This window comes from Acinetobacter sp. YH01025, from assembly GCF_013420185.1.
GTDB classification, from domain to species: domain Bacteria; phylum Pseudomonadota; class Gammaproteobacteria; order Pseudomonadales; family Moraxellaceae; genus Acinetobacter; species Acinetobacter indicus.
The window spans coordinates 135,337-157,350 of record NZ_VOYR01000001.1 but is presented as its reverse complement, the minus strand read 5'-3'; the positions used below and the strand labels follow the sequence as shown (position 1 = coordinate 157,350).

Here is a 22,014-nt window from a genome sequence, read left to right as displayed (position 1 = left end):
GGCCTTTTGCCTCCTGCTTTGTAGGGCATAAATTACTTGTAGCGGAGACAACATGCACAGTAGTTCAACTTCTGGGTCGAGGCTTGGCCTTCACTCTTTTTTCAACTCTCTCCCTTTAAAAGTCTTAGTATTAAGCAGTGCGTTAATTCCGTTTCATAGTATTAATGCAAGTAAAGCAGCGTATCAGTTTGATCGCGTGGTCAATCACAATAAATTGACCGTGGTTTCTGTTTCGAATCCGACCACCGTGTTTCAGAACAGTCAGCATCTGCATGGCTTTGGTTATGACCTGGTGCGCAACTATGCGCATAGCCTGAATGTCAAACTCGAGTTTAAAACCGTACCGGACAATGCGACAGCGTTGCAATGGGTGGCGTCAGGTAAAGCCAACTTTGCCATGACCACTGCCAGTATTCAGAGCATTGAAAACAAGCATCTGACCGGTTTTTCGGCCACCTGTGGCGATTTAAACACCTTGCAGAAAAATGGCCTAAACAGCAATTTAAACTGGGTATTTAAACATGCCGATGATCCGCTGAGCCAGACCGCCAGTGCCTTTGTCTGCCGTGGCAAACAAAGCGGTGCCATCAACCAGCTGGCCTCGTTCTATAACCAGAATGTGGTTAAGCAGGAATCCTGGAATACTATCCAGCGTGACTTAAGCAATCGCATGCCTTTATATAAGGCCAGCTTCCAGCGCACTGCGCAGCAGTATGATCTGGACTGGCATTTACTGGCGGCCATTGGTTATCAGGAATCGTACTTAAAGCCGAACTCTGTTTCACCAACCGGTGTTCGTGGTTTGATGATGCTGACCAACAGCACAGCCAAAGCCATGGGCGTCAGTAACCGTACCGATCCAACCCAGAGCATTCAGGGCGGTGCCAAGTATTACAACCTGATGCTGAACCGTTATAAGCATATTCCGTTTCCAGACCGTAACTGGTATGCACTGGTGGCCTATAACATGGGTCCGGGTGCCGTGAGCCAGATTCAGAAGCGTATTCAGGCCACCGGTAAAAACCCGAACAACTGGGTCAACCTGTATGCTTACTTAGACGGCAATAAAGCCAAGAACGGACGTTATCGTCAGGCCTTACAATACGTGACCCGTATCCGTGCCTATCTGGAACACATCAAGACCACGCCGCAGCTGGTGAATATTTAAATGCTTCACCGTTGATCTTCAAGGCAAAAAAAAGCTTACCTTCGGGTAAGCTTTTTTGTGTCGGGTCACAATCAGGTGGTTTGCGCCAAAACGTTTTTGAACAGGTCTTTTTGCTCTTGGCTTGGTTTTGCAGTTTGCAATGCCATTAATTGAGACATATCGCCTTGTACTTTGATTTTACCGGTCATGAAGGCTTGCATGGCTGCAGCCATATCAAACTCCAGGAACACTTTACGTAAGGTCTCAGCATCCATATTCAGGGTTGTTTTTGCATTTGCAGACAATCCTTTCTGGATTTTGCCACCGTCTAAAGCTAATTCTGTATTGCCTGAAGCATCCGTAACAACCAAATTAATTGCAAGATTCGCAAGCGCAGGTGGTAAATTTAAGTCACCAGCTTGAGCCGTCAGGTTCTCTACGGTTGCAAACCAATCATCAGATAAAAAAGCAGGCATGATTATTCCTCAATTTATTTGTTCATTTGTGTCGCCTGTCCAGACAACATTTTTGTGAAGCAATGATGCTTGTGACCTGTTATAGCATGTAATCATAAAAGATGGCTAAGATTTTTTGTACGATGCGTTCAAATTTTATATTTTTAATACAATATTGAAATAATTCAAATATATAAAAAAAGCACTGAACTGAAGTTCAATGCTTTTTTTGACTATTTAGTCAGCTGCATAGCCTAAATTGACCATGTTGATGCGGTTGGACTGACCATCTTCATTCTCGTGCGAATAACTGCCTTTAAAGTCAAACTCGCGCTCGCTATCGAGTGCTTCAAAGTCAAACAGCTCGCGGTCTGCCAGTTGCGATGGTGATACATTTTGCAATGCACCAAAAATACTGTGCAGACGTTTTGGATGGGCATTGTCCCATTCACGCAGCATGTCATTGATAATCGCACGTTGCAGATTTTCCTGCGAACCACACAGGTTACATGGAATAATCGGGAACTGGCGCATTTGCGCGTATTTGATGATGTCTTTTTCTTCCACATAAGCCAGTGGACGAATCAGCATATTCTTCTTGTCGGAAGATAACAGCTTCGGTGGCATCGCCTTTAAGCTGCCGCCATGGAACAGGTTCAGGAAGAAGGTCGCCAGAATATCATCACGATGATGCCCCAGTGCCACCTTGGTTGCCCCAATTTCCTGGGCAAAGCCGTACAGTGAACCACGACGCAGACGCGAACACACTGCACAGTAGGTTTTGCCTTCCGGGGTCAGACGCTTGGTAATACTGTAGGTATCTTTTTCCAGAATATAATACGGGATATTATTTTCTTCCAGATAACGCGGCAGCACATCTTCAGGGAAGCCCGGCTGTTTCTGGTCCAGATTCACCGCCACCACATCAAAATGAATCGGGGCAATACGTTTAAACTGCAACAGAATATCCAGTAAGGTATAACTGTCTTTACCACCCGAAATACACACCATGACCTTGTCACCGTCTTCGATCATCTTGTAATCACGAATGGCATGACCCACCTGGCGACGCAGCTTTTTCAGCAAACGGTAATACGCAGAGCTGGTTGGCAGTTCTGGTTTAAAATTAAATCCTTGATCGGACTCAACTGGCGAGAACATAGACGAGATTTACCCATAAAAAAAATACCGCGCAATTTTAGCCGATTCAGTCCCGGCACGCATCAAAAGAATGTAATTTCCTGCTTGTCATTTTTTGTCATCTCGCTGTCTTTATTTTTATGCTAATTTGAACGTTTGCGTTCATCTTTTAAGCAAGATGCTTATCTTTTGGACTTTTCCACAGTTTTCCACAAAAGCTGTGGATAACTTTGTGGATTTAAAACAACTTGACAAGGTCACTTGCCTGCAATTGAAGGCTTCTATTTAAATTGATCATTTTTTAATCAATTTTATTTATAATTAAAATCAATGGTTTAAGTGTGTCAAGCAGACCAGAATAAAAAAAAATAAATATTTTTTTTTGATTGTTCTGTCAGCAAACAGGGCTTGATTTTTACAAAGTAAACAGGGAAATAAATGTAAAGACTCTTTTCATCAATGTTTTTTTTGTTAAACTCAAACCACCTGTTTGGGGACAGTATGAACTTCGTTACCATAATGAATACGATAATGTATAAAAGATTACATTTTAAACAACTGGCTTTTTGGGGATGTGTGACGCTGCTTGCGGTTGCATCGCACAGTCATGCCGGACAGATTTATGTCTATAAAGACAATAATGGCTCTACCCTGCTGACCAATCGTAAAAGTTCAGACCAGTCCCTGAAAAAAGTCAAAGTGACGTATTATCCCGACAGCAATATTCATCGTTATAGCAACTGGGGCAGCTCTGAAGCATCGGTCTTACCAAGCTATAGCCGCAATAAAAATGCCTTTGACCATATTATCCAGCAGGCCGCGCAGCGCCACGGTATTTCGTCTGGGCTGATTAAAGCCGTCATGCACACCGAGTCCGGCTTTAATGTCAATGCTCGCTCTCCGGTCGGGGCCCAAGGCTTAATGCAGCTGATGCCGGCCACTGCCAAACGTTTTCAGGTTTCTAATGCCTACGATCCTTATGAAAATATTATGGCCGGGGCCAAATATCTGGCCTGGTTACTAAAACGTTTTAACGGTAATACATCCTTAGCATTGGCCGGTTATAATGCCGGTGAAGGCAATGTCGCCAAATACGGCGGCATTCCGCCCTTCCGTGAAACTCAGGACTATGTGCGCCGCGTGACCAGCCGTTATCACAATCTGTACGCCGGTGGCGTCAGCAGTAGCGATCAGGGACCGTTACTGGCCCAATCCAATACGCTTTCTTCTGGTTCGCATTTAACCGCAGCTCAGCCTGCACGCCCATCGCGTGAAATTATTGTTGCTGCAGATGGCAGCTTTACCGATGCACCGGTCCGCTCCTATGCCACGGCACATGCCTCTGCCGCAGCCCGAATCACCATTTCGGACTAAGACGATTTTTTGTTGATTTTCACGATTTTTTCTTGAATTTTTAATACATTCACCGCATATTTACTTGCATGATTTATGAATCAGATTACATTTTCATTTTAAGAGGATTTACTCAATGATGCGGATTGGTTTGTTCTTGCTAACCAACCTCGCGGTACTGGTTGTAGCTGGCATTATTTTGTCACTCTTCGGTGTCGGTAGTTACCATGGCGCGGGTGGCTTAAATCTAGGCAACCTGTTGGTCATCTGTTTTGTCTTCGGTATGGTCGGTTCTTTAATTTCCCTGTTCATGTCTAAATGGATGGCGAAAAAAACCACCGGTACAGAGCTGATTGACCCGAATGCCCCACGTAACCAGGCTGAAGCGTGGTTATTAAATGAAGTTGCACAATTGTCGCAACGTGCTGGCATTAAAATGCCAGAAGTGGGTATCTTCCCTTCTTATCAGTCGAATGCCTTTGCAACCGGCTGGAACAAGAATGATGCTTTGGTGGCGGTTTCAACCGGTCTGCTGGAGCGTATGAACAAAGATGAATTACGTGCCGTACTGGCGCACGAAATTGGTCACGTGGCCAATGGTGACATGGTTACGCTGGCGTTAATCCAGGGTGTGGTCAACGCCTTCGTGATGTTCTTTGCCCGTGTTGCCGGTGATTTCATTGATCGTAACGTATTTGGCCGTGAAGATGGCGAAGCGCCAGGCATTGCCTACTTCGTGATTACCATTGTGCTGGATATCGTGTTTGGTATTCTGGCTTCGGCCATTGTGATGTGGTTCTCGCGTCAACGTGAATACCGCGCCGATGAAGCGGGTGCCCGTCTGGCTGGCAAACAGGCCATGATTTCTGCCCTGTTACGCTTACAGGCCGAATCTGAAATGCCAGATGCAATGCCAAAAGAAATGAAAGCCTTCGCGATTTCTGCCGGTCAGGAACAAGGGTTTAGTCTGGCAGCGTTATTCCAGACCCACCCGACCATTGAACAGCGTGTGGCGGCATTACAGCAGTTAAACCTGCCTTAATAATAATGCCCAACCGTTAAATAGACAAAAGCCTCCATATGGAGGCTTTTGTTTTTATGTGTGATAGATACTGGTTGGAATGATGACAGCTTACTTAAAGATTTAAACCCTGCATCCACTGCCAGACCCATTGCAGCCCGGCCAAGGTCGCCACCACCAGAATGATCAGGAACAACAGGCCTAATAAATCAGGAAGATGAATCCACAGCCAGGCCACCACAGGATTACGCCAGAATGCCGAATATTGCTGCTTCTGCTCCAGTTTTTCATGCAAGAAAGGATGCACCACATGATGGTCACTCTGGATATCATATTCCTGCCGGATATGATCATGCACAATATCCAGCGCCTTACGGCTAGGGCGAATAAAAATATCAAAAATCGTCCCGGCAATCGGAATAAAGCCCACCACCGCATCCATAACCGCCAGCTTCATGACCGGATTCAGTTTGGCTTGTGGCACGCCGACCTGTTTGGCTTTATAAATTGCATAACAGGTCAGCACAAAACCGGCCAGATCGCCGGCCACCGGAATGGTACTTAAAGCCGCATCAGCGCCCACGCCCTGTTTGGTAAACGGAATCCGCACCACCGAATCCATCATATTGGCAAACTTGGCCAGATCACGCTCCAGGCGAATCACCTCTTGCCGGGAAAGTTTGGGTTTGGTGCTGTGCAGCTCTGTCATGAATCAACCTGATTTTTATCTATTTATGTCATGTTTTTACTATACTCGAGCGCGCTGCTCAAACGTTTTACTGCTTTGTAAATACGGGCTAAAACAGCAGCTGGGAAGCAATAAACAGATAAACCACCACCCCGCTGGCATCGCAAATTGAGGTCACCAGAGGTGCCGACGCACTGGCCGGGTCCAGTTTCAGCTTATTGAGAATAAATGGCAGGCTCATGCCAACCAGACAGCCCATCAGTACAATGCCCAGCATACTTAAGGCCAACACCACCGCCACCATCAAATCGCCACGCACATAACCCAGTACCGACACGGCCAGTGCCATGGTGCCACCTAAACAAAGCGCCACCAGACTTTCCCGCCCGAGCAGATAGAACCAGTCACGAAAATGCACATCGCCGGTGGCTAAAGCACGGACCATTAAGGTCGCCGATTGCGCCCCGGCATTCCCGCCACTACCGACCAGCAAGGGCAAGAAGAACACCAGCACAATATGCGCGGCAATAATCTCTTCAAAATGGGCAATCCCAAAACCGGACAGCAAACTGCCAAACACCAGAAATACCAGCCAGAACACGCGCTGGCGATATAAAGATAAAATTGGTGCATTTTTCAGGCTCAGGTTGGGCAAGGATTCAATCGCACCGGATTTTAAAATATCTTCAGTAGTTTCGGCCTCGACAATGTCCATGGCATCATCATAGGTGACAATCCCGACCAGACGCTGCGCCTGATCAACAATCGGCAAGGCCAGAAAATCATAATGCGCCAGCTTCCAGGCAATCTGTTCCTGATCTTCATCGACCTGGCCCATCACCAGATCCGTGGTCATGAGATGCTGCAGCTGTACCTCTGGCGCGGCCTGAATAATCTGCCGCAAGGACACCACACCGAGCAGATGCTGTAGCGCATCTACAATATAAATCAGGTACAGGGTTTCCCGGTCTGCCGCCACCTGACGCAACTGTTCAATCGCCTGCTGGATCGTCAGCTCTGGGGATAAAGTCACAAAATCCGAACTCATGATCGCCCCGGCAGATTCTTCCGGGTAAGCCGCCAGCTGCTGAATTTGCTGACGTTTTTCCGGGGCCAGCTCGGCCAGAATCCACGGCTGTAGCGTCGGACTCAAACCTTTAAACAGGTCGGTCCGGTCATCTGAATGCATGGCACTCATCAGCTGCAACAAATCGGCTGGGTCCAGCTGTTCGGCAATTTGCGCCTGCACAGTTTTTGGCAAAAACTCAAAGATCAGCGCGGCCTGCTCCAGGGTGGGAATCAATCGAACCTGCGCTTGCAGCGACAGCTGTTCAATCCAGACCGCCAAATCGGCCGGATTCATATGCGCAATCAGGGTCTGTACCCGCTCTGGATGCTGCTGCAAAATGGCCTGTTCCAGTGCCTGAAGTTCAAAAGGATTCAGCATAAACCTCTCATCATTATTCTTGGTTATTTTTTAAAATGTAAAGTGATTTGCACTGCATCTGCGTGCTGCCGCAGTGTCCCTGAAGCAGCAGCATTTTTCTCTGTATAAACCCGGCGGATCAGGCCTGTTTCAGTTTAAAGATCGAACGCACCAGTACATACATAAAGGGAATAAAGATCAGCACCAGAACCGTACCGAAAATCACCCCACCCAGCACACTCACGCCAATTTCCTGACGGCTGACCGCACCGGCACCAAAGGCAAATACCAGCGGAATGACCCCGGCCCCAAAGGCCAGCGAGGTCATCAGAATAGGACGTAAACGCAGACTCGCTCCTTCCAGTGCGGCTTCCACGGCGCTGCGCCCCTGCTGCTGCGCCATCGAAGCAAACTCGACAATCAGAATCGCATTTTTACAGGACAGGCCGATGGTGGTCAGCAGTGCAATCTGGAAATAGATATCATTCGGGAACCCGGCCAGGTAGCTGAACAGGATATTACCACCAATACCCAGTGGAATCGCGCTCATCACCGCAGTTGGAATGGTCCAGCTTTCATACAGCGCTGCCAGACACAGGAAGATAAAACCAATTGATACCAGATACAGCAATAAAGCCTGATTGCTGGACTGCTTTTCTTCAAAGGACAAGCCGCTCCAGGCCAGATCGACACCGTCCTGCTGGTCAACCAGCTGCTGAATATCCTGCATGGCCTGACCAGAGCTGGCACCGGCTGCGGTATCGGCTTCCATTTCCAGTGCGGTATAGCCCATAAACCGGTTCACCACTTCTGGTCCGCCGCCCCAGCTCAGGGTAGAGAAATTACCAAACGGCACCATCTGCCCGTTGGCATTACGGACCGACCAGGCCTGCAAATCTTCCGGGGTGGCACGGAACTCGGCATCACCCTGCATAATCACCCGTTTAATCCGGCCACGATCAATAAAGTCATTGATATAACTGCCGCCCCATGCCGCCGACAAGGTGCTGTTAATCGCGCCTTGGCTCAGGCCATTGGCCATGGCCTGTTTCTGATGAATATTGACATTCAGCTCGGCTTTTTCCGGATTGGATTTTTTATCCAGATTGGCAAAGCTGGAATAACGGTCGGCCTGACTGCGCAGGCTCTGGAATTGCTGCTCCAGATAATCACGGCCCTGCCCATTTAAATCTCGCAGCCAAAACTGCAGGCCATCGGTCTGGCCTAAACCGCGCACCGAGGCCGGCATCCCAATCATAATCTGCGCATCTGGATGACGCTGGAAATGCTGCATGGCCCGCTCACGAATTGCCTGCGCAGCATTGTCACTGCCCGGACGATCATCCCAGTGTTTCAGCGCAATAAAGCCCTGCCCCAAGTTCTGGCCAGTGCCGGAGAAGTTACGGCCATAGCGAATCATCACTAGATCAACATTGGCCTGTTCCTGTTCAATAAAATAGGCACGAATCGTTTCACCAACTTCACGGCTTTTTGACAGGGGCGCGCCTTCTTGCAACTTAAATTGCACCGTGAGCATGCCCTGATCTTCACTTGGAATAAAGCTGGTCGGCAAGGCTCGATAGAACAAGGCAAATACCCCGATTAAAGCCACAAAAATCACCAGACAGATGGTGCGATGTTGCAGGGTCCAGCTTGAAGAACGCAGATAATGCTGTTTCAGATTTTCCAGTTTCTGATTAAACCAGGCGGCCCATCGGGCGGTTTTCTGCTTTGGCTTTAAAATTAAGGCACATAAGGCCGGGGTTAAAATCAGTGCCACCAGCAAAGATAAGGACATCGCGGCCACCAGGGTGATGGAGAACTGACGGTAGATGACCCCGGTCGAGCCACCAAAAAATGCCATCGGAATAAACACCGCGGTCAGCACCAAGGTAATCCCGACCAGTGCCCCGCTAATTTCCTGCATCGACTGGATTGCCGCTTGTTTGGCCGAAAGCTGCTGCTCATGCATCAAACGTTCAACGTTTTCTACGACCACAATTGCATCATCGACCAGCAGGCCAATCGCCAGTACCAGCGCAAACAGGGTTAAGGTATTAATGGTCATGCCCAGCACATACAGCACCGTCAGGGTACCTAAAATCACCACCGGTACGGTGATGGTCGGAATTAAGGTGGCGCGCCAGTTCTGTAAAAACAGGAACATCACAATCACCACCAGAATAATCGCTTCAATGAGGGTTTTTACCACCTCTTTCATCGACTCCTTCACAAACGGCGTATTATCGCGTGGATAGACTATCTTGTAGCCTTCGGGCAACTGTTTGGAGAGATGATCAATTTCCTGCTGGATTAAAGCCGAGGTCGCCAGTGCATTGGCGCCAGAGGCCAGGGAGATGCCCAGCGCAGCTGAAGGATAGCCGTTAATCGTATTAAAGGACTGATAATTTTCTGCCCCCAGCTCGACCCGCGCCACATCTTTTAAATAAACAAAACTGCCGTCCTGGGCCGACTTTAAAATTACATTTTCAAATTCTTCGACAGTTTTTAAACGTGAACCGGAGGTGACTTTGGCATTTAAATACTGATCGGTTGCGGTGGGTAAATCGCCAATACTGCCGGCTGCCACCTGGGTATTCTGGGCTTCAACAGCGGCCCGAATATCGCTTGGCATCAAGGCATACTGTTTCAGTTTTAAAGGATTCAACCAGATTCGCATGGCATATTGCGAACCGAAGACATCCACCTCACCCACGCCTTCAATACGCGCCAGATCCTGTTCCAGATGGGTCATCATATAATCGGACAGTTCAATATTGGAACTGTGACCAGCGCTGTCATACAAACCGATGACCATATGGGTATCACCCAGAGATTTGAACACATTCACGCCTTGGCGCTGTACATCTTCAGGCAAACGGTTAATGGCGCTGTTAATCGCATTTTGCACCTGCACCTGTGCGGTATCTGGGTCTGTGCCATTTTCAAAACTGATACTGATACGGCTGCGCCCCGAAGAATCACTGCTCGAGCTAAAATACAGCAGATGATCCAGCCCTCGAATCTGCTGCTCCAGCACCTGGGTCACGCTCTCCTCCACTGTTTCTGCCGAAGCTCCAGTATAAGTGGCACTCACGGTAATGCGAGGCGGGGCAATATCCGGATAACGCTCGACCGGTAAACCTAAAGTGGAAAAAATACCAAACGCCATGACAATAATGGCCAGGACTCCAGCAAAAATAGGACGTTCAATAAAAAATTTTGACAGCATAGATTTGGTCACATGATGGGGTTGAGCCAAGATTTGGTTGAGCACTTCTGAAGGCGCTTTACCCTAGCAAATTTATATTGATATTCAGTGACTAAAGCCAAAAATACAAGAAAATATTACATAAAGATGTGTTGAACGAAAAATAAGGAGAAAATGTGGAGATAAAAGATTTATCTCGCTCTAGCATCATTTACATTGTCGCTATTTTGCAACCTGTCATGAGAATGCAAGTTTTTCCTTCAACACTACGCATGCGTCAAATAAAATAGCAGCATCATCAGAGGACCGCATGCTAAGAAAAACACTGATACTGACCAGCATTCTCACTTTAACTGCTTGTAATAGTGATGATCGTGATAATCAAACGCATAATCCCACTCCAACGCCGACACCACCGGCCTATGTTGAACCTGAAATTATTATTGTCGGACATCGAGGCGCTAGCGCCTTGCGTCCTGAACATACCTTGGAGGCTTATCAAAAAGCCATTGAGGATGGTGCAGATTTTATTGAGCCTGATCTGGTTCCAACCAAAGATGGTTATTTGGTTGCTCGTCATGAAAATGAAATTGGCGGTACGACCAATGTCAGTGAACTGCCACAATTTGCAGATCGTAAAACCACCAAAATCATTGATGGAGTCAGCTTAACAGGCTGGTTTACCGAAGACTTCACCTTAAGTGAACTGAAGCAGCTGAAAGCCCGCGAACGTATTCCAGATATTCGGCCACAAAACACTCAATATAATGATCAGTTTTTAGTGCCGACGATAGAAGAAATTATTGAACTGGCTGATCAGCACTATCAAAAAACAGGAAAAATTATTGGGCTGTATATTGAGACTAAACACCCAACCTATTTCCAGGATTTAAATCTGGCCATGGAAGACCGTTTATTGAGTAGCTTGGCGAAATATGAATATTCGCGAAGTATTGCCCCAGTCTATCTACAATCTTTTGAAGTTAAAAATCTGCAATATCTACGCAGTCAGCTAGATCGTTTAAACACCTTGCAACATGCAAAAATCATTCAGCTCTACAGCGGACAGAGTTCTCAGCCTGCTGATGCACTAAAAGCAGGTCTGGGGACTACTTATGGTCAATTGGCCAGTGCAGAAGGACTTAAAACGGTTGCGCAATATGCTGATGGTGTGGGACCAAGTAAAACCTATATCGTCAGTAATCAGGGAGTAATCACCAATTTTGTGAGTCTGGCACATGCACAGGGCCTGAAAGTACATCCTTATACCTTGCGCCCAGAAAATGATTTTTTACCTGATCGCCTCGATTGTAGTCCAAATCCTGCTGAGAAGTGTGAAACAGGGGCGTTGGCCGAGTTTGAAATCTTCTTTAAAGCCGGTGTTGATGGTGTCTTTACAGATGATCCTGGACTAGGACGTCAGGCTGCAGACCTGTTTTTAAAACAGTAAAAATTCTCATATATTAAAAAAGACGCGGCATGCGTCTTTTTTCTACTCTCAAACAAAACAGCCTATACGATATGCTCAAAATTTACGGTAATGCCCATCAGTAAATGAATTAACTCGGCCTGTGAATTACACTGGGTTTTTGCATAAATATTTTTAAAATAGGTTCGAACGGTACTTAAACTGAGCTGACAATATTCAGCGATCTTTTCTAAATCATGCTCATTAATAAATAACTCGCATAACTCAATTTCCCGGTTTGACAAGTGATATTGCTGTTTTAAAAAATCTGCAGCTAAATAATATTTTTGCTCGGTTTCAGTCACAAAAACCGCGACATAGGCCTGTTCTGGTAGTCCTTCAGTATTCTTTAGCTGGCTTAAATTAAAAGGAATAATGGTGAGCATTAATGTCGTCTGATCTGGAGCAGACAAGGCCATAACCCCACCCGGCTCTTTGTTCCATTGACTTAAATTCGAACCTGCCCCCTCAATGAGCTGATCGAGTTTGGCCTGAAAGCCGCGGCCCACTTTTAAATGATTATAACAGTCCAGCTCAATCAGGCTGGAGCGATTAAGAATTGCTTGAGCCTTTTTATTAGAATAGATTAAACAGGACTGCTGATCGAGTAGCAGCACGCCCGTTTTTAAGTGATCTAAAATATGGCCTAAAGCCAGTTTCTGCTGCTTGGCCTGACAAAGCTGCCGATGAATTTGTAGTGCCCGGCGTAAATGCTTACCGATCCGCTTAAGAAATTCATGCTCTTCCGGACTATAAGGCTGAGCATCGGGCACCCGGTGAATACCCAAGACCGCCCAACGATGTTGCCCCTGATCGAGTAAAACAGCTGCGATATGACAAATCCCGGTTGGTTCCAGACAGCGCTCATAAAAGATATATTCATCTGTGCCCGGCATCTGGCCATACGACTGCAAGTTTTGCTCAATGGTATCCCCCACCCCGGTTTGCTGCCATAACGGCGCATGCAGTTTCATATCAATGACTTTAATCCGTTCATCCTGATAGGCATCAATACAGGCTTGCGGAATATTATAAGTATGCACAAAGTCATAACTTGGACTTAACTGGTCCAAAGCGGTAAAAATCGCGGTTTTACTGTTGGTGTAGTGCACAATGGCTTCAATTACTTGCGGCCATAAACGCGTATCCATCGCGGCATCATAAATTAACCCAATGATCTGGTGTTCTTGTTCTTTCATCTCTCCCCCAGCTTAATCATTAAGCCCTACCAATTTAATACAAAAGCTCATCATACATTTAATTATTTTTGAACCATTTATCTATTTCTTACTTTTTTATGCATTAAGTTTAGTTTTACTCCATTGTGTTTTTTATTGACCTGCATATAAAAAAATCCCCGCAATTGCGGGGATTTTTATGATCGAATGACCAGCAGATGTATTACATCATGCCGCCCATACCACCCATGCCGCCCATGTCAGGCATTGCTGGTTTTTCTTCCGGGATTTCAGTGATCATGCACTCAGTTGTGAGCATTAAGCCCGCAACAGATGCAGCATGCTCAAGTGCAGAACGGGTTACTTTCGCTGGGTCAAGAATACCCATTTCAAGCATGTCGCCGTATTCACCAGTTGCAGCGTTATAACCGAAGTTACCTTCACCATTTTTCACAGCGTTGATCACAACAGATGGTTCATCACCTGCGTTTGCCACGATTTGACGAAGCGGCGCTTCGATTGCACGGCGCAGGATGTTGATCCCTACGTTTTGGTCATCGTTGGCACCTGTTACACCGTCAAGTGCTTTGGCAGCACGTACCAGTGCAACACCACCACCAGCAACCACACCTTCTTCAACTGCAGCACGAGTTGCGTGAAGTGCGTCGTCTACGCGGTCTTTTTTCTCTTTCATTTCAACTTCAGTTGCAGCACCGATCTTGATCACTGCTACACCGCCTGCCAATTTAGCAACGCGTTCTTGAAGTTTTTCTTTGTCGTACTCAGAAGTCGATTCTTCGATTTGCGCACGGATTTGTTGAACACGCTCAGCGATTTGGCCTGCGTTACCCGCACCATCCACAATCACGGTATTTTCTTTAGATACAGTTACTTTGTGTGCAGTACCTAAGTGTTCAAGCGTTGTTTGGTCTAACTGCATACCGATTTCTTCAGAAATCACAGTACCACCAGTTAAAATCGCGATGTCTTGCAGCATTGCTTTACGACGGTCACCGAAGCCAGGTGCTTTCACCGCACATACTTTGATGATGCCGCGCATGTTGTTCACAACAAGCGTTGCAAGCGCTTCACCTTCAACATCTTCAGCGATAATTAATAGTGGCTTACCGGTTTTTGCAACTGCTTCAAGAACCGTAATCAGTTCACGGATGTTGCTGACTTTCTTGTCTACCAGCAGGATGAACGGGTTTTCAAGTTCAGCAGTCAATGTATCTTGTTTGTTGGCGAAGTATGGAGAGATATAACCACGGTCAAACTGCATACCCTCTACAACGTCAAGCGCATCTTCAAAGCCTGAACCTTCTTCAACAGTGATTACGCCTTCTTTGCCCACTTTTTCCATTGCTTGTGCAATTAAAGCACCTACAGTGGTGTCAGAGTTTGCAGAGATCGAACCGACTTGTTCAATTGCTTTCGAATCAGATGCAGGTTGTGCAGTTGATTTGATTTCAGCCACTAAAGTTTTCACCGCGATGTCGATACCGCGTTTCAAGTCCATTGGGTTCATACCCGCAGTCACTGACTTGATGCCTTCGTTCAGGATGGCTTGCGCCAATACAGTTGCAGTTGTGGTACCGTCACCTGCAATGTCATTGGTTTTAGAAGACACTTCACGAACCAGTTGCGCACCCATGTTCTCGAACTTGTCTTTTAACGTGATTTCTTTCGCAACAGAAACACCATCTTTAGTGATGTGCGGTGCGCCGAAAGAACGGTCGATCACCACGTTACGGCCTTTAGGACCTAAAGTTACTTTCACTGCATCTGCAAGAATGTTGACACCCGCAATCATTTTGCTACGAGCTGAATCACCAAATTTTACGTCTTTAGCTGACATGATTTACTCCAATTTTAAATCTTAACTAAATCTGATAACCATTGAGTTAGTGAGAAATTAGCCTTCTAAAACAGCTAAAATGTCAGACTCTTTCATAATAAGCAGTTCTTCACCGTCTACTTTTACAGTGGTGCCGGCATAGGTACCAAACAATACTTTATCGCCAACTTTCACATCTAATGCACGTACGCCATTGTCTGTGATTTGACCATTACCAACTGCAATGATTTCACCCTGAGCAGGTTTTTCAGCAGCAGAACCTGGCAATAAAATGCCGCCAGCAGTTTTTGTTTCTTCTTCGACACGACGAATTACTACACGGTCATGTAATGGACGAATGTTGCTCATAAATAACTCCATCAGACTAAGTCTTCGTTAGATAACTGATGACGACTTATTTATTCCTTTGGTCATCATCAAAATGAATTTTAGATGTCACTTTTGTGGGGATGGAAAAAAACGCTTCAAGGGGAAAAATGAAAAAAAATCTGTTTTTTGTCTTTTTTTTCGCCAGCCATCAGACCACTGTCGCTTTATTCCCCATATTTCTAATACGGTTCAAATTTTTGTGTGCGTTCATTAAAAAAATAGGCCTGAATTTCACCGCTGTCATGAATCACATTAAAGCTGTTATTAAAACGATGATGCAGACGATAAGACAGCGCCGTGCCGGCATGAATATCCAGCACCGGATGACTGGCCTGCAAATGATAAATCTGGTTTAAATCATAGACTGCGGACTGATGCAGATGACCATGCAACAGCCCGAACAGGCCATGCTGACTCCAGCTTTCCAGCGCCATTTTGCCAAGCATTGGACAGTCTTTTACCCCATGCGGATCATCCGGCGGGGTATAAAACGGTTGATGCGCAGCAATCAGCTTGATTTTATGCGCCGGCGCCGCGGCCAGAATCTGATCGACCAGCTGGATTTGCGCCAGCGAAATATGCCCGCGGGTATGGTAACGCCGCCGGATACTGTTTAAACCAATCAGAAAAAAATGCTCGGTTTCCAGCACAGTTTCCATCTTGCCAAAAAACAGCTGATAACGCGCAAATGGATTGACAAAACGGGTCCATAAATCGAATAGCGGAATATCATGATTGCCCGGCACCACCAGATACGGCCGCTCCAGGCTGTCGAGAAACTGCTTACAGTCATAAAACTGTTTAAAACGCGCACGCTGGGTTAAATCACCACTGACCACTATCGCTTCAGCCTGATGCTCCAGGCAAAATTGCCGGATGGCTGCCATGCAGACCGGCTTTTCGGTGCCAAAATGCAAGTCAGACAGATGCAGAATCATAAGGCACCATCATATTTAAGGCATTTTTTTCCACTGTGACTATTAGCGGTGGTCGCATCCGGACAATTTCACCATCAATGGCCACCTGCATGGTTTTTAGTTGTGCATGAATCACCACCTGATCTGCAGCAAAAGTATATACATCGGGCGCTTGTTCAATTTCCCCTTTCACCAGCTGCCATAAAATTTTAAACAGGGTCAGCTTATCGCTTTTCGCCACCACAATGCCGGCCACCTTGCCCTGTGCCACCGCTGCAGCAATACGCAAATTCATCTCCGACAATTGCAGCTGGTTATTGCCAAAAAATACCAGCGGAGTTTTCACCGGAAACAGCTTGCCATCGACTTCAACTTTTAATTTCAGCTCCTTGCGATGGCGAATCATTACATCCAGACCGGAGGTATAGGCATGTAAAGGAAAGCGACCCAGATAGCGGTTATACAGCTCCCGTTTCTGGATAAATAAAGGATATAGCCCCAGGCTGGCATTGTTTAAATAGATATGTTCATTGATCCGCGCGATATGCGCCTTGCGTGGCCGGCCGGTTGCAATCACATGCGCTGCCTGAATAATATCCACCGGAATATCAAATACGCGGGCCACATAGTTAAAGGTACCTAAAGGTAAAATGCCCATGGGAATATCGGTATGAAGCAGTTTGGCGGCCACGGCATTCAAGGTGCCATCTCCTCCTGCAGCTACCACCACGCCATAATTGTCCGGGTCCTGATGACGTAAAAATACCTGCGCCATTAATTCATCAAAACTAGAATACTGTTCGATATCAAAGGACTGGATTTCAAAACCGTATTGGGAAAAAATCTGAATCAGCTCTTCATATACCTCGGTTTTATGGGTCGCATGAAAGCCTGATTTTTTGTTATACACAATAGACAATGGCTTGAATTGTTCAGACATTTTGTCCACATCTTTAAAGCATTTGTTCTAATTTCAGCCAATTAAGTGGAAATTTAAAGCACCTTTATGTAAAAATCGAATTACCACCATTTATTTAATCAATAATGATTCTCAGAAAAAATTTAGATATAAATTATTGTTTTAAAAAGAAATAAATAAATTAAATAATATACATAAATATAAAAAATAAATAAGACACCCCCTTATTTAAACATTATCTTTTTGTTTTTTATAAACTTATCATTTAGATTGCATTAACTACCAAAATAATTCCTTTAGTCCTTTAGTCTTATTTTTTTCGTCATTTTGTGCTTTAATACAGCCACTTTTTTTTCATATTTCATCTGAGCGGTTCATTTCATCTCTCAGATTGTACTTTGTACAACAGTTTGTACACATTTTAGATAGGCCTCACCATGACCCAAGTGAACGCACCAGAATTCGTTCGTCACCCTAAGCTTATTGCTTGGGTGGAAGAGATTGCTAAATTAACAAAACCAGCAAAAATTGAATGGTGTGACGGTAGCGCAGAAGAATATCAACGTTATATCGACTTGATGATCGCTAACGGCACAATGCAAGCGCTTAACCAAGAAACTCACCCTGGTTCTTATCTTGCAAACTCTGATCCTTCTGACGTAGCTCGTGTTGAAGACCGTACTTACATCTGCTCTGAAAACCAGGAAGATGCCGGTGCGACCAACAACTGGGAAGCGCCTGCAGTAATGCGCGAAAAATTGAACGGTTTATTTGACGGTTCAATGGCAGGTCGTACGCTGTATGTGGTTCCATTCTCAATGGGTCCACTCGGTTCACACATTGCACACATCGGGATCGAGTTAACTGACTCTCCTTATGTTGCAGTCAGCATGTCTAAAATGGCTCGTATGGGTAAAGCTGTTTATGACGTATTAGGTACAGATGGCGAATTCGTTCCATGTGTACACACTGTAGGCGCTCCGCTTGCCGAAGGTGAAAAAGATGTTGCATGGCCTTGCAACAAAGAAAAATACATCGTGCACTATCCAGAAACACGTGAAATCTGGTCTTACGGTTCAGGTTACGGCGGTAACGCATTGTTAGGTAAAAAATGCCTGGCGTTACGTATTGCATCGTTCATGGGTCGTCAACAAGGCTGGTTAGCTGAACACATGCTGATTCTTGGCGTGACCAATCCTCAAGGCGAAAAACACTACATCGCAGCGGCATTCCCATCTGCATGTGGTAAAACCAACTTCGCGATGCTGATTCCACCAGCTGGTTATGAAGGCTGGAAGATTGAAACTGTAGGTGACGATATTGCCTGGATCAAACCAGGTGAAGATGGTCGTCTATACGCAATCAACCCTGAAGCTGGTTTCTTCGGTGTAGCACCTGGTACAAACACCAAAACTAACCCGAACTGTATGGCGACGCTGCACAAAGACGTGATCTATACCAACGTTGCTGTGACTGACAATGGCGAAGTATGGTGGGAAGGTCTTTCTAAAGAAGCACCTGCAAACCTGACCAACTGGAAAGGTCAACCACATACTGGTGAAGAAAAAGCAGCGCATCCAAACGCGCGTTTCACCGTATCTGCAGGTCAATGTCCTTCAATTGATGCTGACTGGGAAAATCCAGCAGGTGTTCCAATCTCTGCATTCATCTTCGGTGGTCGCCGTGCAGACACAGTGCCTCTAATTTCAGAAGCATTTGACTGGGTTGATGGCGTGTATAAAGCGGCAACCATGGGTTCTGAAACCACTGCTGCTGCGGTTGGTCAACAAGGTATCGTTCGTCGTGACCCATTCGCAATGCTGCCATTCGCGGGTTACAACATGGCGGACTACTTCTCTCACTGGTTAGAAATGGGTGAGAAAGTGGGTGCGAAAGCTGAAGCTGCAGGTAACAAACTGCCTGGTATCTACAACGTGAACTGGTTCCGTCGTGATGCTGAAGGCAACTTCGTATGGCCTGGTTTCGGTCAAAACATGCGTGTACTTGAGTGGATCATTGACCGTTGTGAAGGTCGTGCAGATGCTGTAGACACTCCAATTGGCCGCGTTCCAACTTACGAACAGCTGAACTGGACTGGTTTAGATTTCTCTAAAGAGCAATTTGAAACCGTGACTGCACAAGACAAAGATCAATGGATCAAAGAACTGGAAAGCCACACTGAGTTATTCAATAAACTGGGTGATCGTTTACCAGAAGCATTGAAAAAACGTCAAGCTGAGCTTTTAGAAGCGGTTAAATCTGCTTAATTGCTGATTAACATGAAAGAGGTCGCGAAAGCGGCCTTTTTTATTGCCTGCCTATACACGCTACATTTTACCGGCAATAAATTTCAACACATCATTGAGGAAAGCAGTCGTCCCCAGGTCAGGCTTTTATGGCATACTTGAAAGTATAAATTAGAGATCATGAGCCATAATAGCGATGAACAATACTTATAAACTTTTAGGACTTGCCTGTACGGTTACCCTGCTCACTGCCTGCCAGAGTGGGCCACGCGAATTTAATGGCAATGTCGGTTATCAGATCGAAAGCCGCACTGACAGCACAGCCACCTTGGCTTACACCCTTGCAACACGCAACAATCAGCAATTAGATGAACAGCGCCTACAACGTGCCTGCCAGAAAGTGCTGGCCAGCAATAAAGTCTTTAAATTAAATATTCTCAGCGTCAATGAAATTGCCAACCCGGCGGCCGGTAATAATCTTACTGCTCCAGGACGTCAAATTGGCGATACCCGTGCCACCTTTAGCCTGTCGAATACCCCTGGCCTGCACAGCAGTGAAAATCCGGCCACACGTGATGCCCTCACTGCCCGCCCAAGCACTTTAACTGTGGTGCGCTATACCTGCTCTTAAGCTTCTGCAAGCCAATAAAAAAGACGCTGTTTACAGCGTCTTATAAAAACTGACATTACGAAATTCGGGCGACTCATCTAAATCGGGCCAAGTGGTGGCACTACGCTCATCCAGCTTTTCATATTTGGGATGGCTAAAGTTTTTCACCCGGCTGTCCGCCACCCACACTTCTGGGGCAAATTTTAAAAACTCATCCAGGAAAAAACGGTTGCATTGATCGTATAGCACATCCGCTGCGAGTAGTACATCAACCTGCTCGGCTTTGTAGAGATCATCCAGATATTCCAGCTCGACGCCATTAAGTTCGGCATTGGCCCGACAGGCATCCAGACTGACCTGATCAATATCACAGCAGATCACCCGCTTGGCACCTGCCATTTTGGCAGCAATCGCCACCACACCTGAACCTGCGCCAAAATCCAGCACCACTTTATTTTTCACATGATGTGGTTCAGCCAGCAACCACTGCGCCATGGCCAATCCTGAGGCCCAGCAGAAAATCCAGTACGGCGTATCATTCCAGATCCGGCGGATGACTTCATCATCGAGTTTATCGGTGGGAAAAACCGGCGGAATCAACCAAAGTGAAATCGGTGTTTCAGGCAATTGCTGTGCCTGCAGTTCACAATGTGGAATCACATCATGCAAAGCACTTAATAGATGTTCAGGGGCTTTAGGAAATTGAAAGGTGCAGCTCATTGGTTTTTTATTCTTTATGTATTTCAGCAAAAATCTGATGTTAGAGGTTTTACCCTCATCCCAACCTTCTCCCTGAGCCGTATACGGCGCAAGAGAAGGAGTATCCATTATTTTTACAATGAATTTTCCCTCTCCTGAGCAAGATTTAAAGCACTGCTTTTAAATCGAAGCGCAAGAGAGGGTCAGGGAGAGGTCAATTTATTAACCCAAAGCCTTCTCAGCCGCTTCTACGGTTTGACGAATCAAGGTTGTAATCGTCATCGGACCAACACCACCTGGCACTGGTGTGTAAGCAGAAGCGATGTCTTCGATACCAACGAGTTGGATATCACCAACACCGCCGCCTTCACGTGGGTGGAAGCCCGCATCAACAACCACTGCACCTGGCTTAATCCAGTCTTTCTGAATCAATTCAGCTTTACCAACTGCGCCCACAATAATATCTGCCTGCTTCACGAATTCAGCCAGATTTTGTGTGCGTGAGTGGCAGGTAGTTACGGTTGCATTGGCTTCTAGCAGCATCGCCGACATTGGTTTACCCAGAATAGCCGAACGACCAACCACCACCGCATGTTTACCCGCGATTTCGATGTTGTTTTCTTTCAGAATAGTCATAATGCCCGCTGGCGTTGCAGAACCATAGGCCGCTTCACCCATCGCCATACGACCATAACCCAAGCAGGTTACACCATCGACATCTTTTTCAAGCGAGATGGCATCGAAACAGGCACGCTCATCAATTTGTGCCGGTACCGGATGCTGTAACAGAATACCATGTACATCAGGATTGGCATTGAGCTTTTCAATTTCAGCCAATAACTGCTCAGTGGTGGTTTCCTGTGGAAGCTCGATTTTTAAAGAGTCCATACCGACACGGCGGCAGGCATTCCCTTTCATACGTACATAAGTTGCAGATGCACCGTCGTCACCTACCAAAATAGTCGCCAGAATTGGGGTACGACCTGTTTTCGCCTTTAATGCTTCTACGCGTGTTAACAAGTCAGCTTCAATTTGCTTTGCTAATGCACGACCATCCAAAACTAATGCCACGGCACATCTCCAAATGTTGATAGGAATCAATTTTGCAAATAATACATGATAATTTAGGCAATTTTCTTTCATATGCCGAATTTATGTGCATATGCGCGATTTATAGTATTGTTTTTTTTCCAGAGCTTGCTAATATGTGCATCACCAAGACGTGGCGGGGTGGCAGAGTGGTCATGCAGCGGACTGCAACTCCGTGGACGCCGGTTCGATTCCGACCTCCGCCTCCAATCTTGGTAAA

Annotated in this window: 18 protein-coding genes and 1 tRNA gene; 7 read left to right on the top strand and 12 right to left on the bottom strand. The window is 46.1% G+C overall.

All coding sequences use genetic code 11. From position 1 onward, the window contains the following. Positions 1 to 52: 52 nt before the first annotated feature. Positions 53 to 1,168: a transglycosylase SLT domain-containing protein gene (locus FTT89_RS00715; protein WP_005176374.1), complete on the top strand. Its 1,116-nt coding sequence runs from the start codon at positions 53 to 55 to the stop codon at positions 1,166 to 1,168. A gap of 71 nt (positions 1,169 to 1,239) precedes the next feature. Here the strand turns inward: FTT89_RS00715 and FTT89_RS00710 are convergent, their stop codons facing one another. Further along, the gene (locus FTT89_RS00710; RefSeq protein WP_016659963.1) at positions 1,240 to 1,623 is read right to left on the bottom strand and encodes an SCP2 sterol-binding domain-containing protein; all 384 of its coding nucleotides are present in this window, start codon (positions 1,621 to 1,623) and stop codon (positions 1,240 to 1,242) included. Positions 1,624 to 1,839: 216 nt separating this feature from the next. Beyond that, positions 1,840 to 2,763, bottom strand: coding sequence for a tRNA 2-thiocytidine(32) synthetase TtcA (gene ttcA / locus FTT89_RS00705; protein ID WP_005176370.1), 924 nt, complete (start codon positions 2,761 to 2,763; stop codon positions 1,840 to 1,842). Positions 2,764 to 3,273: 510 nt separating this feature from the next. On the opposite strand from ttcA, the gene FTT89_RS00700 reads away from it, so the two are divergent. Both FTT89_RS00700 and htpX read left to right on the top strand, forming a co-directional pair. Further along, entirely contained in the window at positions 3,274 to 4,116 is an 843-nt protein-coding gene (locus FTT89_RS00700; RefSeq protein WP_034597413.1) for a lytic transglycosylase domain-containing protein, read from the top strand. Positions 4,117 to 4,231: 115 nt separating this feature from the next. Next, entirely contained in the window at positions 4,232 to 5,137 is a 906-nt protein-coding gene (gene htpX, locus FTT89_RS00695; RefSeq protein WP_005176364.1) for a protease HtpX, read from the top strand. Between the two features lie 94 nt (positions 5,138 to 5,231). Here the strand turns inward: htpX and FTT89_RS00690 are convergent, their stop codons facing one another. From FTT89_RS00690 to FTT89_RS00680, 3 genes are all read right to left on the bottom strand, one after another. Beyond that, entirely contained in the window at positions 5,232 to 5,825 is a 594-nt protein-coding gene (locus FTT89_RS00690; RefSeq protein ID WP_005176362.1) for a DUF4112 domain-containing protein, read from the bottom strand. 88 nt (positions 5,826 to 5,913) lie between these two features. Next, entirely contained in the window at positions 5,914 to 7,251 is a 1,338-nt protein-coding gene (gene mgtE / locus FTT89_RS00685; protein ID WP_005176359.1) for a magnesium transporter, read from the bottom strand. Positions 7,252 to 7,369: 118 nt separating this feature from the next. Then, positions 7,370 to 10,462, bottom strand: coding sequence for a multidrug efflux RND transporter permease subunit (locus FTT89_RS00680; protein ID WP_168370418.1), 3,093 nt, complete (start codon positions 10,460 to 10,462; stop codon positions 7,370 to 7,372). A 289-nt stretch (positions 10,463 to 10,751) separates the two neighbouring features. Here FTT89_RS00680 and FTT89_RS00675 point away from each other — a divergent pair, with 289 nt between their 5' ends. After that, the gene (locus FTT89_RS00675; RefSeq protein ID WP_180036422.1) at positions 10,752 to 11,891 is read left to right on the top strand and encodes a glycerophosphodiester phosphodiesterase; all 1,140 of its coding nucleotides are present in this window, start codon (positions 10,752 to 10,754) and stop codon (positions 11,889 to 11,891) included. Between the two features lie 62 nt (positions 11,892 to 11,953). Here FTT89_RS00675 and FTT89_RS00670 read toward each other — a convergent pair whose 3' ends face one another. From FTT89_RS00670 to FTT89_RS00650, 5 genes are all read right to left on the bottom strand, one after another. Next, positions 11,954 to 13,108: a LuxR C-terminal-related transcriptional regulator gene (locus FTT89_RS00670; protein ID WP_180006790.1), complete on the bottom strand. Its 1,155-nt coding sequence runs from the start codon at positions 13,106 to 13,108 to the stop codon at positions 11,954 to 11,956. A 202-nt stretch (positions 13,109 to 13,310) separates the two neighbouring features. Next, entirely contained in the window at positions 13,311 to 14,945 is a 1,635-nt protein-coding gene (gene groL, locus FTT89_RS00665) for a chaperonin GroEL (RefSeq protein WP_127798938.1), read from the bottom strand. A 57-nt stretch (positions 14,946 to 15,002) separates the two neighbouring features. Next, complete coding sequence (gene groES / locus FTT89_RS00660; RefSeq protein ID WP_004810787.1) at positions 15,003 to 15,293, bottom strand: co-chaperone GroES; 291 nt, start codon at positions 15,291 to 15,293, stop codon at positions 15,003 to 15,005. Between the two features lie 200 nt (positions 15,294 to 15,493). Then, the gene (locus tag FTT89_RS00655) at positions 15,494 to 16,252 is read right to left on the bottom strand and encodes a metallophosphoesterase (RefSeq protein ID WP_127798940.1); all 759 of its coding nucleotides are present in this window, start codon (positions 16,250 to 16,252) and stop codon (positions 15,494 to 15,496) included. Continuing rightward, positions 16,233 to 17,171 (bottom strand): diacylglycerol kinase family protein, encoded by a 939-nt coding sequence (locus FTT89_RS00650; RefSeq protein WP_168389704.1) that lies wholly within the window; start codon positions 17,169 to 17,171, stop codon positions 16,233 to 16,235. Before FTT89_RS00650 ends, FTT89_RS00655 begins: the two co-directional genes overlap by 20 nt. Before the next feature lie 416 nt (positions 17,172 to 17,587). Between FTT89_RS00650 and FTT89_RS00645 the strand changes: the two genes are divergently transcribed. Further along, entirely contained in the window at positions 17,588 to 19,417 is a 1,830-nt protein-coding gene (locus FTT89_RS00645) for a phosphoenolpyruvate carboxykinase (GTP) (protein WP_104470892.1), read from the top strand. 175 nt (positions 19,418 to 19,592) lie between these two features. Then, entirely contained in the window at positions 19,593 to 20,027 is a 435-nt protein-coding gene (locus FTT89_RS00640) for a hypothetical protein (RefSeq protein WP_005176335.1), read from the top strand. Between the two features lie 30 nt (positions 20,028 to 20,057). Here FTT89_RS00640 and FTT89_RS00635 read toward each other — a convergent pair whose 3' ends face one another. Continuing rightward, positions 20,058 to 20,726 (bottom strand): methyltransferase, encoded by a 669-nt coding sequence (locus FTT89_RS00635; RefSeq protein ID WP_034597408.1) that lies wholly within the window; start codon positions 20,724 to 20,726, stop codon positions 20,058 to 20,060. Between the two features lie 201 nt (positions 20,727 to 20,927). Next, complete coding sequence (gene folD / locus FTT89_RS00630) at positions 20,928 to 21,776, bottom strand: bifunctional methylenetetrahydrofolate dehydrogenase/methenyltetrahydrofolate cyclohydrolase FolD (protein ID WP_005176331.1); 849 nt, start codon at positions 21,774 to 21,776, stop codon at positions 20,928 to 20,930. Positions 21,777 to 21,929: 153 nt separating this feature from the next. On the opposite strand from folD, the gene FTT89_RS00625 reads away from it, so the two are divergent. After that, positions 21,930 to 22,003, top strand: a tRNA-Cys gene (locus FTT89_RS00625). The last annotated feature ends 11 nt before the right edge of the window (positions 22,004 to 22,014 follow it).

Excerpts from the sequence above, each read along its gene's own strand:
- FTT89_RS00715 (WP_005176374.1), top strand. The coding sequence starts at position 53 with ATGCACAGTAGTTCAACTTCTGGGTCGAGGCTTGGCCTTCACTCTTTT.
- FTT89_RS00710 (WP_016659963.1), bottom strand. The coding sequence starts at position 1,623 with ATGCCTGCTTTTTTATCTGATGATTGGTTTGCAACCGTAGAGAACCTG.
- ttcA (WP_005176370.1), bottom strand. The coding sequence starts at position 2,763 with ATGTTCTCGCCAGTTGAGTCCGATCAAGGATTTAATTTTAAACCAGAA.
- FTT89_RS00700 (WP_034597413.1), top strand. The coding sequence starts at position 3,274 with ATGTATAAAAGATTACATTTTAAACAACTGGCTTTTTGGGGATGTGTG.
- htpX (WP_005176364.1), top strand. The coding sequence starts at position 4,232 with ATGATGCGGATTGGTTTGTTCTTGCTAACCAACCTCGCGGTACTGGTT.
- FTT89_RS00690 (WP_005176362.1), bottom strand. The coding sequence starts at position 5,825 with ATGACAGAGCTGCACAGCACCAAACCCAAACTTTCCCGGCAAGAGGTG.
- mgtE (WP_005176359.1), bottom strand. The coding sequence starts at position 7,251 with ATGCTGAATCCTTTTGAACTTCAGGCACTGGAACAGGCCATTTTGCAG.
- FTT89_RS00680 (WP_168370418.1), bottom strand. The coding sequence starts at position 10,462 with ATGCTGTCAAAATTTTTTATTGAACGTCCTATTTTTGCTGGAGTCCTG.
- FTT89_RS00675 (WP_180036422.1), top strand. The coding sequence starts at position 10,752 with ATGCTAAGAAAAACACTGATACTGACCAGCATTCTCACTTTAACTGCT.
- FTT89_RS00670 (WP_180006790.1), bottom strand. The coding sequence starts at position 13,108 with ATGAAAGAACAAGAACACCAGATCATTGGGTTAATTTATGATGCCGCG.
- groL (WP_127798938.1), bottom strand. The coding sequence starts at position 14,945 with ATGTCAGCTAAAGACGTAAAATTTGGTGATTCAGCTCGTAGCAAAATG.
- groES (WP_004810787.1), bottom strand. The coding sequence starts at position 15,293 with ATGAGCAACATTCGTCCATTACATGACCGTGTAGTAATTCGTCGTGTC.
- FTT89_RS00655 (WP_127798940.1), bottom strand. The coding sequence starts at position 16,252 with ATGATTCTGCATCTGTCTGACTTGCATTTTGGCACCGAAAAGCCGGTC.
- FTT89_RS00650 (WP_168389704.1), bottom strand. The coding sequence starts at position 17,171 with ATGTCTGAACAATTCAAGCCATTGTCTATTGTGTATAACAAAAAATCA.
- FTT89_RS00645 (WP_104470892.1), top strand. The coding sequence starts at position 17,588 with ATGACCCAAGTGAACGCACCAGAATTCGTTCGTCACCCTAAGCTTATT.
- FTT89_RS00640 (WP_005176335.1), top strand. The coding sequence starts at position 19,593 with ATGAACAATACTTATAAACTTTTAGGACTTGCCTGTACGGTTACCCTG.
- FTT89_RS00635 (WP_034597408.1), bottom strand. The coding sequence starts at position 20,726 with ATGAGCTGCACCTTTCAATTTCCTAAAGCCCCTGAACATCTATTAAGT.